Origin of the sequence: Streptomyces sp. Inha503, assembly GCF_047215865.1 — a bacterium.
GTDB lineage: Bacteria > Actinomycetota > Actinomycetes > Streptomycetales > Streptomycetaceae > Streptomyces > Streptomyces lycopersici.
On the sequence record NZ_CP178360.1, the window covers coordinates 6,510,384 to 6,524,411 of the forward strand.

Annotated in this window: 19 protein-coding genes; 7 read left to right on the plus strand and 12 right to left on the minus strand. The window is 69.6% G+C overall.

The genetic code is table 11. The features are described from left to right. From ACJX2R_RS27085 to ACJX2R_RS27130, 10 genes are all read right to left on the minus strand, one after another. Nucleotides 1-1,041 carry a YqaJ viral recombinase family protein gene (locus ACJX2R_RS27085; RefSeq protein ID WP_413102273.1) on the minus strand — a complete coding sequence of 347 codons (1,041 nt, stop codon included), beginning with the start codon at nucleotides 1,039-1,041 and terminating at the stop codon, nucleotides 1-3. Then, nucleotides 1,038-1,205, minus strand: coding sequence for a hypothetical protein (locus tag ACJX2R_RS27090; RefSeq protein ID WP_413102274.1), 168 nt, complete (start codon nucleotides 1,203-1,205; stop codon nucleotides 1,038-1,040). The genes ACJX2R_RS27085 and ACJX2R_RS27090 overlap by 4 nt, the downstream gene beginning before the upstream one ends. Beyond that, on the minus strand, nucleotides 1,202-1,582 hold the full coding sequence (locus ACJX2R_RS27095; protein ID WP_413102275.1) for a hypothetical protein: 381 nt from the start codon (nucleotides 1,580-1,582) through the stop codon (nucleotides 1,202-1,204). Before ACJX2R_RS27095 ends, ACJX2R_RS27090 begins: the two co-directional genes overlap by 4 nt. Beyond that, nucleotides 1,579-2,427, minus strand: coding sequence for a hypothetical protein (locus ACJX2R_RS27100; RefSeq protein ID WP_413102276.1), 849 nt, complete (start codon nucleotides 2,425-2,427; stop codon nucleotides 1,579-1,581). Before ACJX2R_RS27100 ends, ACJX2R_RS27095 begins: the two co-directional genes overlap by 4 nt. 8 nt (nucleotides 2,428-2,435) lie before the next feature. Continuing rightward, nucleotides 2,436-3,095, minus strand: coding sequence for a hypothetical protein (locus tag ACJX2R_RS27105; protein WP_413102277.1), 660 nt, complete (start codon nucleotides 3,093-3,095; stop codon nucleotides 2,436-2,438). Continuing rightward, entirely contained in the window at nucleotides 3,092-3,472 is a 381-nt protein-coding gene (locus tag ACJX2R_RS27110) for a hypothetical protein (protein ID WP_413102278.1), read from the minus strand. The genes ACJX2R_RS27105 and ACJX2R_RS27110 overlap by 4 nt, the downstream gene beginning before the upstream one ends. Before the next feature lie 154 nt (nucleotides 3,473-3,626). Beyond that, nucleotides 3,627-4,214, minus strand: coding sequence for a hypothetical protein (locus ACJX2R_RS27115; protein ID WP_413102279.1), 588 nt, complete (start codon nucleotides 4,212-4,214; stop codon nucleotides 3,627-3,629). Then, a complete protein-coding gene (locus ACJX2R_RS27120; protein ID WP_413102280.1) occupies nucleotides 4,211-4,618 on the minus strand; it encodes a hypothetical protein in 408 nt (135 codons plus the stop codon). Before ACJX2R_RS27120 ends, ACJX2R_RS27115 begins: the two co-directional genes overlap by 4 nt. Before the next feature lie 81 nt (nucleotides 4,619-4,699). Then, a complete protein-coding gene (locus tag ACJX2R_RS27125) occupies nucleotides 4,700-4,933 on the minus strand; it encodes a helix-turn-helix transcriptional regulator (RefSeq protein ID WP_413102281.1) in 234 nt (77 codons plus the stop codon). Then, nucleotides 4,920-5,228 (minus strand): XRE family transcriptional regulator, encoded by a 309-nt coding sequence (locus ACJX2R_RS27130; protein WP_413102282.1) that lies wholly within the window; start codon nucleotides 5,226-5,228, stop codon nucleotides 4,920-4,922. Before ACJX2R_RS27130 ends, ACJX2R_RS27125 begins: the two co-directional genes overlap by 14 nt. 222 nt (nucleotides 5,229-5,450) lie before the next feature. Here ACJX2R_RS27130 and ACJX2R_RS27135 point away from each other — a divergent pair, with 222 nt between their 5' ends. From ACJX2R_RS27135 to ACJX2R_RS27145, 3 genes are all read left to right on the plus strand, one after another. Further along, nucleotides 5,451-5,828, plus strand: coding sequence for a hypothetical protein (locus tag ACJX2R_RS27135; RefSeq protein ID WP_413102283.1), 378 nt, complete (start codon nucleotides 5,451-5,453; stop codon nucleotides 5,826-5,828). A 443-nt stretch (nucleotides 5,829-6,271) separates the two neighbouring features. After that, nucleotides 6,272-7,510, plus strand: a complete 1,239-nt coding sequence (locus ACJX2R_RS27140; RefSeq protein ID WP_413102284.1) for a tyrosine-type recombinase/integrase — start codon at nucleotides 6,272-6,274, stop codon at nucleotides 7,508-7,510. A 391-nt stretch (nucleotides 7,511-7,901) separates the two neighbouring features. Further along, entirely contained in the window at nucleotides 7,902-9,050 is a 1,149-nt protein-coding gene (locus ACJX2R_RS27145; RefSeq protein ID WP_413102285.1) for a response regulator, read from the plus strand. Nucleotides 9,051-9,194: 144 nt separating this feature from the next. Here the strand turns inward: ACJX2R_RS27145 and ACJX2R_RS27150 are convergent, their stop codons facing one another. Beyond that, nucleotides 9,195-9,917 (minus strand): DUF5324 family protein, encoded by a 723-nt coding sequence (locus ACJX2R_RS27150; protein ID WP_413102286.1) that lies wholly within the window; start codon nucleotides 9,915-9,917, stop codon nucleotides 9,195-9,197. Between the two features lie 296 nt (nucleotides 9,918-10,213). Here ACJX2R_RS27150 and ACJX2R_RS27155 point away from each other — a divergent pair, with 296 nt between their 5' ends. Both ACJX2R_RS27155 and ACJX2R_RS27160 read left to right on the plus strand, forming a co-directional pair. Further along, nucleotides 10,214-10,747 (plus strand): peptidylprolyl isomerase, encoded by a 534-nt coding sequence (locus ACJX2R_RS27155; protein ID WP_121825279.1) that lies wholly within the window; start codon nucleotides 10,214-10,216, stop codon nucleotides 10,745-10,747. Between the two features lie 128 nt (nucleotides 10,748-10,875). Further along, on the plus strand, nucleotides 10,876-11,760 hold the full coding sequence (locus tag ACJX2R_RS27160) for a rhomboid family intramembrane serine protease (RefSeq protein ID WP_262701983.1): 885 nt from the start codon (nucleotides 10,876-10,878) through the stop codon (nucleotides 11,758-11,760). Nucleotides 11,761-12,064: 304 nt separating this feature from the next. Here ACJX2R_RS27160 and crgA read toward each other — a convergent pair whose 3' ends face one another. Further along, complete coding sequence (gene crgA, locus ACJX2R_RS27165) at nucleotides 12,065-12,322, minus strand: cell division protein CrgA (RefSeq protein ID WP_020869949.1); 258 nt, start codon at nucleotides 12,320-12,322, stop codon at nucleotides 12,065-12,067. Between the two features lie 145 nt (nucleotides 12,323-12,467). On the opposite strand from crgA, the gene ACJX2R_RS27170 reads away from it, so the two are divergent. Together ACJX2R_RS27170 and ACJX2R_RS27175 are read left to right on the plus strand one after the other, a co-directional pair. After that, the gene (locus tag ACJX2R_RS27170) at nucleotides 12,468-13,238 is read left to right on the plus strand and encodes a DUF881 domain-containing protein (RefSeq protein WP_413102287.1); all 771 of its coding nucleotides are present in this window, start codon (nucleotides 12,468-12,470) and stop codon (nucleotides 13,236-13,238) included. A 54-nt stretch (nucleotides 13,239-13,292) separates the two neighbouring features. Then, on the plus strand, nucleotides 13,293-13,970 hold the full coding sequence (locus ACJX2R_RS27175; protein WP_413102288.1) for a class E sortase: 678 nt from the start codon (nucleotides 13,293-13,295) through the stop codon (nucleotides 13,968-13,970). The last annotated feature ends 58 nt before the right edge of the window (nucleotides 13,971-14,028 follow it).

The window sequence follows — 14,028 nt, forward strand, 5'->3', positions numbered from 1 at the left end:
TCAGAAATCCCCCTTGAACTGCTTGGCAATGTCGATGCGTTCGGTCGGATTCGGGGTGACGCACGCGGCGTAGGCGTCGGGCCAGCGCTCGGCGAGCTGCTCCAGGTCGACCTTCGGGGCGGCGTTGCTGGGCTCCAGGGCGTAGGCGCGTTCGCCACCGATGAGGGCCTCTTGCGCGTCGCCGAGGGCGGCCACCATGCGGGCCTTGGCCGCGGCCTTCGCCTTCTTCGCGGCGGACTCGGCGCGCTGGTGGCGGTTGTAGTCGGCGAGCGCGTCGATGGCGTCGTCGTGGCGGTCGATGTCCACCGCCCCGGAGCGGGTGGGGTGCAGGCGGCGGAACAGCTTCACCAGCGCGTCGCCGTTGCCGGTCGGCTCCGGGGGGACCTGCGCCTGCACGTGCTCGTGCCAGAACCGGTCGACGGCGACGGTGACGTCCGCCATGACGTCCTGGTACTGGTCGGCGCGGACGGTGCCCTGGTGGTACTCGTTGCCGCCGATGAGGACGGCGTAGTGCATGTGCTCGTAGCCGTTGACGATGATCTGCCACAGCATCTGGGCGAGGACGTCGTCCGGGGCTCCGGCGTGCCACTGCGCGGACTTGAACGCGCTGCGGGTCTTGACCTCCAGCGCGCACGGGGCCTGCTCGTCCTCGGAGAGCGGGCATTCGGTGACGCGCCGGTCGAGGGTGGTCATCCAGTGCGGGTGGTCGACGTGAGCGACCAGGCCGACGCGGCGGATCACGGACCGGTTCTGCATGGCCCAGCGGCGGGCCACGGGCTCCTCTTGGACGGTGCCCCAGTACGCAGCCTCGCCCGCGTCGTCCACGTCGCGGCCGATCTTGTCGTAGTAGACGGTCAGCGGCGGCTTCAAGTCGACGAGGCCGAGGATGGCGGGTACGTCTGAGCTGCCGATGCCGGAGCGGCGGGCGGTGAGCCAGGCGGCGCGGTCGGCGTCGGCGGGGAGGATGAGGCGGCCGGTGGGTGTGACCCGTCGGCCGGCGGCCGGGGCCGAAGCCCCGGCCTGCACGGTCGTCTCTGTCATGGGCGGTTCCCCCGGGGTGTGAGGAGGCGGGCGATGAGGCCGCGCCTGCGGGGCTGGTGGTCGAGGTAGGCCCGGTCACGGGCGGTGCGCAGCGACGGGGCGCGGCCGGAGCGGTCCGAGCGGGTCCAGTAGCCGCCGTCGCTGAAGGAGTCGCGGCGCTTCATGCGGCCCTCGCCTTCCGGGCCGCGCGCTGGGCCCGGCACCGGTCGGTGTTCGCAGCGACGCATGGCGAGCAGCGGCAGGCGTAGTTCTTGTACGTGGACGCCTTGCCATGGCCCGCCCGGTCCGCTGCGGACGGGTCCTGCCGGACCCGGGCCCGCCATTCGCGAGCGCTGGCCGTGAACGCGGCCGTGCACTCCTTGCACCGGCAGCCCTGGCTGTACCTGGCGGGGATGCCGTGGCCGTATTCGCCGCGCGGGCGGCCTCGGCGCTTGGGCGCGGGCTCGGCCAGGCCGAGGGCTTCGAGGAGCTGACGGCAGTCAGCGGCGTCCCGGGAGTGGTCGGCTACGACGAGCGCGGCCTTGCGGTGCTCGGCGATCATCGGTGGTCACCGCCCGCGTCGTTCACCACGTACGTCCGGCGGCCGCGCTCCTCGCGCACCGTCAGATCGCCGTGCTCGGCCAGACGACGGAGCAGAGCGCGGACGTGGGCGCGGGGCACGCTGCGGGTGTTCAGCCAGCGGTGCGCCTGGCTGACGGTGATGGCCCGGCCCCGACGGCGGATCTCGGCGAGGAGCTCGCGGGCCTCGTCGCCGAGGGGGGTGAGGAGTTCCTCGCCGAGGGCCTGGCGGTGCTCGTCGGTGAGGAAGAGCGCGACCGGGCGGCCATCGTCGGCCGTGCAGGTGATGACGGTGTGGTCGTCCTCGCCGGTCGGGGGCATGACGAGCCGGTCCCAGTGGACGACGAGCGGCGTGGTGTCGGCGGGCTGGGTGATCTCGCCCGCGTCGCCGTCCCGATCGGGACCGCACGGCCCGTCGTGGCCGATGCGGCGGTTGCAGGTGTACGGGTACTTGTCACGGCCCAAGTCGGCGCCGCAGTACCGGTACTCGCCCGCGTGGCGGGTGACCTTCCCGGCCTCGTCGGCCATCCGGTGGAGCAGCTGCACTGCCGCGTCGGCGCCGTCGTACCACGCGGACTCCAACGTGGTGGTGACGTTGGGCGAGCCTTCCCGGGTGAGGCAGTCGGCGGCCTCGGCCGCCTTGCGCAGCACCTCGGCGTCACGAGCAGCACGCGGGGCACGCAGCCTGTCCACCTCGGCCGCCAACGTCCGGCCGATCTCGGCAAGCGTGCTCTCCGCAGCGCTGCTGCCATAGGAAGCCGTGGACCACGTCGGCGCGGGGCGCTCCTGGTACTGGCGCAGGCGGATCAACGCTTCCTGCACGCTCATCGGCTCGCTCATCGCTGACCACCCGCCTCGGCCTGCGACGGCTGGATCAGAACGTCCCGGCCGCACTCCTCATGCGGGGCGCCGTACGTGCAGGTGCCGCCGTCGGGTAGGTCATCGGACCTGAGCGGGACCAGGCCCGCCCAACCGTCACCGTGCTGGCGGCAGAGCAGCACGCCCGGCCGGTCAGTGTTGCGGTAGGCGACGACGCCCTCGTGGTACTGCCTGATGCCCCGCTCGGCGCGGAACTCGGCGATCGCCTTGTCACAGCACACCGGCTCGCCCTCGACGCTGTACTCGTCGAGCCGCTCCTGCGGGTCGGCCGCCTGCTCGCTGGTCAACTCCTCCCAGCCGTAGCGGCAGTGCGAGCACGTGTGAGTCTCGGTGCAGGTGATCGTGACCTCGTCGACCTGCGGGCGCTGCCGCAGCTCGGCCGCGATCTCCTCGCAGCGGCGCCGGTAGTCGCCCTCGACGTCGCGGCTCGCGAGGCTGTCGCTCATGGACAGGAAGCCGAAGCTGCCGAGGCGGCGCGGGAGAACCGCGACCGTGATCGGCTCGGCCACGGCGACGAACTCGGCCAGGTCGTCGAGCCCGGTCAGCCCAAGGTCGGCGGGGCGGCGCGGCTTGAGAGTGACCATGACGCGCCACTCATCGCGATGCGTCTTCTTCACGCGGCAGCACCACCCTCGGCGGCACGCTGCGCAGGCACCGACGCCACCGGAGCGACCTCACGCAGCCGATCCGCCAGCCGCGCCACCTCGCCCCCATACAGCGGCAGCTCGTAGCCCAGGTCAGCCGACAGCCGCTCGACCAACAGGGACTCCGGCTCGTGCCCGTCGTACGCGGTCGCGGCCCCGCGCTCGTCGGCGATCTCCAGCAGAGTGGCCAACAGGTCGGGGTCGTCGGCGATCGAGGTGATCACGCGGGTCAGGTAGTGCTCGACGTCCAGCACGGCCCCGCCGGGGATGCGGTGGACGTACAGGCGGTACGGGCCGGTGACGGCCGGGCGGCGGAAGAGGCGCGCGAGCGCGCGGCGGATCCGGATCATCGGTGATCTCCAGGAAGAGCGGCCGAAGAGAGAGCGGCGCGAAGCTCCGCGCACGGGTCGGCGGGTGTGTCAGGGGCCGGGGTCGTGGCGGCGTTGACCGCCCAGCACACGGCCAGAGCGCCCAAATAGGCGGCGGTGAAGAGGAACAGGAACATCACGACCGCTCACCACCCGAGAGCGGCAGCGACCGGCGCAACTTCGCGGCCGCCGCCATCGCCGCCGACGTCACCACAGCCGGACCGTCCTGGTCCGTCAGCAGCACCGGCACCGGAACGTCGTCCACGACCGGGATCACCTGCGTCGGCGCGGCGTCCTCCAACCGCTCCGGAACCGCGGCCACAGGGATGTCAGAGGTGCCGACCAAGTACGCGGCGTCGTCCTCACCCACGGACCGCAGCCAGTTGGCCACGTCATCGATGGCCGACATCCGCGATTCGGCGGCGTGCTGCTCCAGCTCGGCGACCCGCTGCTTCAGCGCAGCCGTGTCGAACGTGTACGCACGCTCGACCTCATCCACCCGAGCCCGGAGCCGCTCGCACTCCGAAGGTGCACCAGCCTCACCGTGGCCCTGGAGCCCGTGCTCGGCCAGCTCCTCCAACGTGGCCATCACGAACTGCGGGCAGCCCGTCACACCCTCCGGCGCGTACAGACCCCGGCCGCCGCGCGTCACCGCACGACGCGTCCACGCGGTCCCGTCGTTAGTCGTCACCGTCAGCGGGTCACGAGTCGTCGGCGCGTTCACGCGATCACCGCCCACGCGGACGGCACCGGCGCGTCGCCCAGCTGGTGACGCTGCTCCGCCAACTGCCCCGGGAGGAACCGCGCCCCGCACAGGCCCACCGTCGCCGTGGCCTCCACCACGATCGGCACGTCGCGCCAGGTTGTCGTCAGCCGGTGCACCCGCCGCACCAGCCCGGCCGACTCGAACTCGGCACCGGGCGAGGTGTCCGGCCGGATAGATCCGCCGAACACGTCGGCGTACGCCCGCAGCACCTCGAACGGGTGGTCATCGGCGAACAACGCGCCCTTGAGCACGCCGTGGGTGCGCGGGACCGTCCATTCGACGGGCGGGAGTTCCGGGTGCTCGGAGAGGAGCTGCCCCAGCGCGGTGGCCGGAGCGATCTGCGGGCTAGGCTTCTTGCTCATGCCCGCTCCTTTCTCTGGTTGTGAGTGGGCTGGGGTCGTCCCGGGGCTGGCGTTTCGGGGCGGCCCCTTTTGTGCGTTTGGTCAGGCGGTCTGGGCGCCCTGCTCGACCTCGTCCATCCACCGCTCGACGGCGGCGAGGTCGAAGCGGAGAGCACGCCCGCCGGGGGTCCGGCGCTTCGGGCACCCCGCCTTGAGCCACTGGTCGACCGTCCAGTGCGAGACGCCGAAGTACGCCTGTAGCTCGCGCTTCTTGAGCAGCGGCCGAATGCCGGCGGGCAGCTCAGCCGCGCGGGCCGCCAGGTCAGTGCTGGCCATCGGATGTTGACCTTTCTTCAGTAACAGTTACAGGTTCGGGCACGCTGAAGAACTCGAAGAGGTTCTGGAGCGGCTCCCCGAGTGCAACCGCAATCAGCCAGGCCGTGCGGAGCCTGCACCGCTCTCGCTCGCTGAGGCCGGTTCCAGTCAATCGGCCGATGATCGCGGCGCTTACGCCGCGGCCGTCGGGGTCGACGCGTCTGGTGATCTCGGCGAGGGCGGGGCCAGAGAGTGCGGCGCGCTTCATGGCGTCGCGGATCTGCTGGCCGCCGTCTCTGCGGTGCAGGTTGGACATGTACGGGCCCCCGTGCGGTGGTAGCTGGGGCGGCGCCGGAAAGCGTCGCTGATGCAGTTTTACAGTTACAGTTACAGCCAGGTCAAGCCAGGCGCGCACAGTTTCTTTGAGGGTGGCGTGAATCGAATGCGCGTTCTATCTTGGGTTGGCCAGGGGAGTGGTATCGGCCATGCCTTCTACTTTTACTTGCAGAAAGTAGAAGGCGACCGGCACTCTTGCCCTGTGACCGCCAGCCATCACGCGCCCGACGAAGACCTCTCGCAGCTGATCGTCTGGATCAAAGACCAGACCGGCGACAGCGAGAGCGCCATCGCGCGCAGAATCGGCGTCTCCCCAGCCGCAGTGAACCAGTGGGTCCACCGCAAGCGCGGCGCCGGGCGCGGCCCGCGGCCCGGGAATCTCCGCAAGCTCGCCACCGAGTACGGCATCCCGGAGGTTCGCGTCTTCGAGGCCGCTGGTCGAACGGTGCCGGGCGAGCTGGCGCCGGATCGGAAGCAGCGGATCATGAATGATCTAGAGACACTCACGGCGGAGCAGCAGCGGATGATTGAGATGCAGATCCGCGCCGTGGCGGAGGGCAACCGTTCAGCGGACTCGTAGGTCTGAGCTTGAATGCCCTCCTCACCCTGTGTGATTGAGTTGTGAACTTTCTGTGTGCCAAGTGCTGGAGCCAGACGCAAAACGGGAGTAGCGTCACCTCACGCGCACCGTTGCCCTCCCCCTTCGGTAGCAGCGAGTAATCCTGTTCGGCATGCATGGGGGGCGCCATATGTGCGTAGCGGTCCAGCGGTGTTCTACACGCGTTACAGAGCCTTGGGACCGGACCCGGGTCACGATCAACATCCCGGCATCGCTCCCGGCCGATACCGCAACCCGCTTCGTGAGGCTTGTCCTTACCGAACTCGGCGTCAAACAGCCCGAGTCGGGTGCAGTCTGCTGGTGCGGGGAGGCGGTGCACGTCGCGCAGCCAGAGACCCCCGCTCAGCGACACACGAGTGAGGTGATCGTGCGTGGCGCGTAGAGCCACCAACAACCCGAGGCAGATGCGTAGCAAGACCTGCGGATGCAAGCTCTGCCTGGCCGAGTACCCGCCCGAGCAGCACGGCGAGCGACGCCAGCGGCGGGACTGCATCGGCTCCTGGCAGGCCCGCTACCGGGACTCGGCCGGGAAGCAGAAGGCCCGCAACTTCACGAAGAAGGGGGACGCGGACGCCTTCCTGGACGCCGTCAAGACGGCCGTCCGCACCCGCACCTACCACGATCCGGCGCGCGGGAAGATCACGCTGTCGAAGTGGTGGGAGCTGTGGTGGTCGGCGCAGTCGAAGAAGGGGCGGCCCACCACCAGGAACCGGAAGCTCAGCCTGTGGGGCCATCACATCGAGCCGAAGTGGGGCGGGCACAAGCTGATCGACCTGGAGTTCATGGAGCTCCAGACGTGGCTGTCCGAGGAGGTGAAGGGGCACGCCACGCAAGTCAAGGTGCTGCAACTGCTGCGCCGTCTGCTGGCCGACGCGGTGCGAGACGGGAAGCGCATCCCGTTCAATCCGGCGGCCGAGCTGGAGGTGACGGCGGAGGCCCCGGCGAAGCACCCGGACGACCTGCGGCCGCCGACGGAGGAGCAGTACGCGCTGATCCGTGAACAGTTGCCTCCCTACTACCGGCAGTTCGCCGACTTCGCGCAGGAGACGGGGATGCGGTTCGGGGAGTGGTCCGCGCTGCGCCGGTGTCACTACGACCGGGAGGGTCGCACTGTCAAAGTGAAGGAGGTGGTCATTGACGATCATGGCCGCCTCCGGAGGCAGGCCGCGCCCAAGACGAGCGCGGGGTTCCGGACCGTGCCGCTCACTGATAAGGCCGTCGAGGCGGTCGAGGTGATGATCCAGCGGTGGGACCAGGCGACCACCGAATCCCCGATCGGCGACGGTACCGACATGCACCCGGAAGAGATCATCTTCCGGGGGCCGAGCGGGGGAGTGCTGAACCGGAACAACTTCCGGCGGTACTGGATCCCCGCCATCCAGGACGCTGGCCTGGCCAGGAAGGTGAAGAACGAGGACACCGGCCGGTGGGAGTGGTGGCCGCGGGTGCACGACTACCGGCACGCGCTCGCCTCACGCCTGCACGCCGCCGGCGTCCCGGAGAAGGACGTGCAGCTGATCCTCGGGCAGAAGCGCGGGGGCCGGGTCACGTGGAACTACACCCACGGCAGTGAGGACTCGGTGGAGACGGTGCGGGCTGCGCTGGAGGGGAAGCCCCAGCGGGGGCTCCGTGCGGTCTCGTGAGGGGCGCCAGGGTGGTGGGGAATCCACATGGGATCCACAAACCCCGCTGCATTCCCCTGCGTTCCCCTGGCCTCTTGTCCGTTTCGTTCCCGGGAGGGTGCCTGACCAGGGCTGCAACTGCCTGGTGATGCCTGGTCGTTCCTGCGTTCGAGTGCACGCGATTTTGCATGGCGGATGTCAGGAGTTCGACTCTCCTAGGCTCCACCTCCATCACCAGCCAGGACGCCGAACCGGTGTCCTGGCTGATCCGTTTTCGCCCCTGATATCGGTGTTGCCACTCTTGTCATTGCCCGGCGCAACACCCGCGGGATGCTCCAGGGTGTTTTCCATAACTCGGGCAGATCGCCCGGGAGTCGTCTGATCGGCGCGGTGCGCCGTACAGGGGGACACGATGAGTGTGCTGCATCCACTGGGCGAGAACCTGCCCGAGGAGTGCCGGGCGTTCGCTGTGGAGCTGAGGAAGCTGTTCCTGGGGCTCGAGGTCTCGGTGCGCAGATACGCGGTGCGGCGGCACCGGGATCCGAGCACCATCTCGCGGTTTCTGAACGGCACCCGCATCCCGCCGTGGGAGTTCGTCTTCGATCTGTTCACCGATCTCGCCGAGCGGCGGGGCGTCGCCCCCACCCCGGCCGCCATAGAGCTGGTGCGGGAGCTGCACCGGGCCGCGGTCCGCACCAGCCGCTCCCCCGGGCATGCCATGGAGATCCTTCAGATCCAGCTGGCCGACGCCGACCGGGACGCGCGGGTCTCCATGGCGCACCAGGATGTGCTGGGTGAGGCGCTGCTGGACCTCAAGCACCGCATCGCCGATCTCGAGGTGCGGCTGAACCAGGCCGAGGCGGCATGGGCGACGGAGCGCGCCCGGGCGGACGCGCTGGAGCGGGACATCCCGGACCGGGAGGAGCTGATCAAGGAGCGGGATCTGCTTCAGCAGGAGGTGCGGCGGCTCACCGAGGAACTGGACGAGGTGCGGCTGCGGGGGCGGCTGGCGGAGGAGCGCTGTCTGGTCCTGGAGCGGCAGCTGGCCATGGTGGAGTCCCAGCGCCCGGCCGCGGTGCCACAGCAGGAGGAGGAGCCCATGGGACGGGAGGGGCCCGCGCCCCAGCGGGCCATGGGGCCGCGGCCGAAGATCCTTGTGGTGGACGACCAGCAGAACAATCTGCTGGCCATGGAGGCCGTGCTGGCCACGCTCGACCAGGAGCTGGTGACCGCGACCTCCGGGCAGGAGGCCCTCAAGGCGCTGCTCGACCACGACGACTTCGCGGTGATCCTGCTGGATGTGCAGATGCCCGAGATGGATGGCTATGAGACGGCGGCCCATATCAAGCGGCGCCCCCGTAACCGCGACATCCCGATCATCTTCCTCACCGCGATGGGCTCCGATCCCGAGCACTCCTCGCGGGGCTATGCGGCCGGTGCGGTGGACTACATGGCCAAGCCGTTCGACCCCTGGGCACTGCGGGCCAAGGTCTCGGTCTTCACCGAGATCTTCCTGGAGCGGCGGCAGCGCCGCTCCCAGGGGGAGGACCCGGCGGACTGAGCCGGAGCGGCCCCGGAGGGGGCGTCCCGGAGAAGGAGCCGCGTCGGAGAGAGAGCTGCCCCGGAGAAGAGGACGAGGGGCGGGAGGTCAGGAGATCCCCCGCCCCTCGTGGAGGGCTTGCGCCGGGCGCCGTGAGCGGCGCCGTCAGCGTTCGTCGTCCCTGCGGGCCTCGGCCTCGGCCTGCTTGGCCTGCACCTCGGGGTCGAGGGCGTCCTGGTCGCTGCCGTCCACCGCCGAGAGCCGCTCGCGGTCGCCCACCTCGGTCGCCGCCGGGGGCTCGACCAGCCAGTCGGGGTTGGCCTGCTTGTCCCACCACTTCCACGCGGCGTAGACGCCCGCGCCGACCAGTCCGATGAAAGTCGCCCGCTTGGCGAAGAGGGCGGCCCGGGCCCGGCGGCGGTGCTTCCGGGCGAGCTTCTCGATCTCCGCGGCCGTCACATGGGTGCGCAGCGCCGCGATGGCCGCCGCCGTGCGGACGGTCGCCTCCTCGCGGGCCGGTCCTGCGGCGGCGCGCACCCCGGCCATCGCCTGCCCCATCCGCGGTGCGGTGTAGTCGGCGGCGTGGCGTGCCGCCTTACGGGTCCGCTTGGCGGCTCGTGTGGCGGCCTGGTCCACCTTCGGCGGCAGGGTGCCGCGGGCCTGGTCGAGCCGTGGCGCGATATGGGCGTGGTACTGAGCACCGGCCGTGCACCGGGCCTGGTGCGCCGCGGTCGAGACCTTCGGCGCCAGCCGGACGCGGGCCTCGTGCGCGTAGCGCGTCGCGGTGTCCTTGGCCGTGCCGGCATAGGGCGCCACCGCCTCCGCGGCGTGCAGGACGCTGCCCTTGGCTGTGCCGGTCGCGGCTCGCACGCTGTCAATGCGGGTCACGGGATCCTCCTCCTCGGTGGCGTGGTCAAGCTCCGGGGTTCAGAGTCGTGCGTTCTCGTTGCGCGCTCTATTTGCCCAGTTTCGTGTTTCCATCCAAAGAAAGATCATGCCTGTTTGTGGAGATCATGCCCCTTCTATCCATGGCCAGCATGTGTGATCGGGCATCTGGGTCATAGGGAGGATTCTCGGGGAAACCGCGCGGATCGGCGCGCCGGGTGCCGCCGCAGCGGCTACTCGTCCACCTTGCGTCCGTGCGAGGATCAGGAGACGTAAGTGAAAACGATGGAAGGTTGATCGTGGCCGAGCAGCTATACGCCACCCTGAAGACGAACAACGGCGACATCGTGGTCCGGCTGCTGCCGAATCACGCGCCCAAGACGGTCAAGAACTTTGTCGAACTGGCCGAAGGCAGTCGCGAGTGGACTCACCCAGCCACTGGCAAGAAGGCCAAGGAGAAGCTCTACGACGGCACCGTCTTCCACCGGGTGATCAGTGGCTTCATGATCCAGGGCGGTGACCCGCTGGGCAACGGGACCGGTGGTCCCGGCTATGAGTTCGGCGACGAGTTCCACCCGGACCTGGCCTTCAACAAGCCGTACCTGCTGGCGATGGCCAACGCCGGCCCGGGCACCAACGGCTCGCAGTTCTTCATCACGGTCTCCCCGACCGCGTGGCTGACCGGTAAGCACACCATCTTCGGCGAGGTCGTCGACGAGGGCAGCAAGAAGGTCGTCGACGCGATCGCGGGCACCGCTACCAACCCGCGCACCGACCGTCCGCTCCAGGACGTCGTCATCGAGTCGGTCGTGGTGGAGACGCGCGAGGGCTGAACCCGTACGGGGGCTGAACCCGTACGGGGAACTTTCATGCCCCGCTTGTCCGTGTGAACAAGTGTCCGTGTGAACAAGCGGGGCGGGGGAACGCCCGATCAGAAGTGGACAAGGGGCGAGGGGACACCATGGAGGACCAGGCGGTCTGTTGCTACCGGCACCCTCAGCGGGAGACCGGCATCAGCTGCACCCGCTGTGAGCGCCCGATCTGCCCCGAGTGCATGATCAGCGCGTCTGTGGGGTTCCAGTGCCCCGAGTGCGTGAGCGGACGGTCGCCCGTCGGGTCCGGGGCCTCGGCCGCCGGCCCGCCGCCGCGCGCCGCCCAGCCGCGCACCCTGGCCGGCGGCACGATGGCCTCGGACCCCCGGCTGATCACCAAGATCCTGGTGGCCATCAACATCGCGGTATGGCTCGCCGCGCTGTCCGCGGGCGACCGGCTGGTGAACGATCTCGACCTGGTCGGCCGGGCCTACGACCCCGGCACGGTGCAGATCGTCGGCGTCGCCGAGGGCCAGTGGTGGCGGTTGGTGACCTCGGTCTTCCTCCACCAGCAGCTGATGCACATCGCCTTCAACATGCTCTCGCTGTGGTGGATCGGCGGCCCGCTGGAGGCCGCGCTCGGCCGTGTCCGCTTCATCGTGCTCTACATGCTGTCGGGGCTGGGCGGCAGCGCGCTGTCGTATCTCCTGGCCGCCCAGAACCAGCCGTCGCTGGGCGCCTCCGGCGCGATCTTCGGCCTGCTGGGCGCCACCGCCGTGCTGATGCGTCGGCTGAACTACGACATGCGGCCGGTCATCGCGCTGCTGGCGCTGAATCTGCTCTTCACCTTCACCTGGTCCGGCATCGCCTGGCAGGCCCATGTCGGCGGCCTGGTCGCGGGCACGGTGGTGGCGTACGGGATGGTGCACGCGCCCCGGGAGAAGCGGGCGCTGGTGCAGCGGGGGACCTGTGTCCTGGTGCTGCTCGCGATCGTTGCGATGGTGTGGATACGGACGGTGCAGCTCACCGGCTGAAGCCGTCGATTGGAGCTCAGGCTGGAGCTCATGAGCGGTCGGCCATGGGCCACCTGGGACGAGCTGCACCCGGTCGGTTGTCCACAGCGCGTGGCGGATCTTACGCAACCTGTGGAGAACTTGCGTACGCCCCCCGACTGACCTGCGTTTTCGCAGGAAGGCGGGGGTACGAACGATCGAACAGGTGCCCGGAACCGGTCACACCGGCGTCAACACGGCAGAGGTTATCCACAGATCTTCTGAGTTTTCCCCGGCTGTGGATAACTCTGTGGACAACCTGGGGACGGGCGTGGGAACCGCCGGGTCACTTCCACTGGGTGGAGACGACGAACCCCGCGGCGATGAAGCCGAAGCCGACCACGATGTTCCAGTTGCCCAGCGATTCGACCGGCATGTCCCCCGTGGTCACGTAGAAGATGACGATCCACGCGAGGCCGATCAGGAACATGGCCAGCATCAGCGGCGCCACCCACCGGCGGCCGCTGTTCAGACTGATGCTGGCTGCCTGCTTCGCCGGCGGCGGCGTGAAGTCGTCCTTCTTGCGGATCCGTGACTTCGGCACGAGGAACTCTCCTGTCGATGCGCTGCGTGACCGCGCGGGGATGTGTACGGACGGCGCCGGGGCGGGACAGCGACGGGGACCACGTCCCTCCCCCACACGTCCGTTAGCGTAGTCCTTCCGCGGCGTCGTAAGGAGTAAGGGTACGTTGAGCAATTCCGCTGACTCCCCCACCCCGGCGTCCCGCCGCCCCCGGTTCCGCCCCGTACGGCTGCTGACCGGAGCGGTCTTCGCACTGGCCGGGGTGATCTTCTGGACCAGTTTCAACACGGCCCAGGGCACCAATCTCCGCAGTGATGAATCGATGCTGCGGCTCTCCGACCTCATCCAGGAGCGCAGCCGTAAGAACGGCACCCTGGACGACAGCACCGCCAAAATACGCTCCGAGGTCGACGCCCTCGCCCGCCGGGACAACGGCAGCACCCAGGCCGAGCGCCGCAAGCTGGCCGAGCTGGAGGAGACCGCCGGCACCAAGAAGCTCACCGGCCCCGGGCTCACCGTCACCCTCACCGACGCCCCGCCGAACGCCACCCCGCAGATCCCCGGCGTCCCGGATCCCCAGCCCAACGATCTCGTCATCCACCAGCAGGACCTCCAGGCCGTGGTCAACGCGCTGTGGCAGGGCGGCGCCGAGGGGATCAAGGTCATGGACCAGCGGCTGATCTCCACCAGCGCGGTGCGCTGCGTCGGCAACACCCTGATCCTCCAGGGCCAGGTCTACTCGCCGCCCTACAAGGTCACCGCCGTGGGTGACCGGGACAAGCTGGGTGCCGCCCTCGCCGCCTCACCCGCGATCCAGAACTACCGCAGCTATGTCGACGCGTACGGCCTCGGCTGGAAAGTCGACCAGCACGACACGGTGACTCTTCCCGGCTACTCCGGCACAGTGGATCTGCACCAGGCACAGCCCATCGGATAGCACCGGCGGACCGGCGCGCGGCACCGGGTCAGCGGGGCGGACAGTGGGGAGCCGATGAGAACGCGGCTGATCGTCAGGACGCTCAGTGAGATCTGCGTCACCGTCGGGGCTCTGATCATCCTTTTGGTGGTCTACGTCCTGTACTGGACCTCCGTACGGGCCGACCGCGCCATGGACGGCGAGATCGACCACCTCCAGGACCGCTGGGCCACCGGCACGGTCAGCGCGGGCGCCGAGCCCGCGTCGAAGCCCCGCCGCTACGAGCCGGGTGCCTCCTTCTCGATCATGTACATCCCGCGGTTCGGCGCCGACTGGGCCAAGCCCGTCCTGGAGGGCACCGCCACCGACACCCTGAAGAAGGGGCTCGGCCACTACTCCCGCACCGCCCGCCTCGGCGCCCTCGGCAACTTCGCCGTCGCCGGGCACCGCCGCACCTACGGCGACCCCTTCAAGGACTTCCCCGAGCTGCGCCCCGGTGACGCGGTGGTGCTGACCGACGGCACCACCTGGTTCACCTACCGCGTCGACCGGCGGCCCTACCGCACCCTGCCGACCGACACCGGGGTGATCGATCCGGTGCCGCGCGCGTCCGGCTTCCGGCGCCCCGGCCGCTATCTCACGCTGACGACCTGCGAGCCGGAATGGGGCCACAGCCACCGGCTGATCGCCTGGGCACACCTCGACGCGACCCAATCCGTAGCCCAAGGCAAGCCCAAGGCTTTGTACAGCTGACCCTCCGGCCCCACCCCTCGCCCCTTACTCTGGTGCTGCAATCGACTTCGTCATCGGT

Coding starts and splice junctions, on each gene's coding strand:
- ACJX2R_RS27125 (WP_413102281.1), bottom strand. CDS start 4,933: ATGGCCAGCACTGACCTGGCGGCCCGCGCGGCTGAGCTGCCCGCCGGC.
- ACJX2R_RS27160 (WP_262701983.1), top strand. CDS start 10,876: ATGGAGGACCAGGCGGTCTGTTGCTACCGGCACCCTCAGCGGGAGACC.
- ACJX2R_RS27100 (WP_413102276.1), bottom strand. CDS start 2,427: ATGAGCGTGCAGGAAGCGTTGATCCGCCTGCGCCAGTACCAGGAGCGC.
- ACJX2R_RS27120 (WP_413102280.1), bottom strand. CDS start 4,618: ATGAGCAAGAAGCCTAGCCCGCAGATCGCTCCGGCCACCGCGCTGGGG.
- ACJX2R_RS27090 (WP_413102274.1), bottom strand. CDS start 1,205: ATGAAGCGCCGCGACTCCTTCAGCGACGGCGGCTACTGGACCCGCTCG.
- ACJX2R_RS27145 (WP_413102285.1), top strand. CDS start 7,902: ATGAGTGTGCTGCATCCACTGGGCGAGAACCTGCCCGAGGAGTGCCGG.
- ACJX2R_RS27175 (WP_413102288.1), top strand. CDS start 13,293: ATGAGAACGCGGCTGATCGTCAGGACGCTCAGTGAGATCTGCGTCACC.
- ACJX2R_RS27110 (WP_413102278.1), bottom strand. CDS start 3,472: ATGATCCGGATCCGCCGCGCGCTCGCGCGCCTCTTCCGCCGCCCGGCC.
- ACJX2R_RS27140 (WP_413102284.1), top strand. CDS start 6,272: ATGCGTAGCAAGACCTGCGGATGCAAGCTCTGCCTGGCCGAGTACCCG.
- ACJX2R_RS27095 (WP_413102275.1), bottom strand. CDS start 1,582: ATGATCGCCGAGCACCGCAAGGCCGCGCTCGTCGTAGCCGACCACTCC.
- ACJX2R_RS27130 (WP_413102282.1), bottom strand. CDS start 5,228: ATGTCCAACCTGCACCGCAGAGACGGCGGCCAGCAGATCCGCGACGCC.
- ACJX2R_RS27085 (WP_413102273.1), bottom strand. CDS start 1,041: ATGACAGAGACGACCGTGCAGGCCGGGGCTTCGGCCCCGGCCGCCGGC.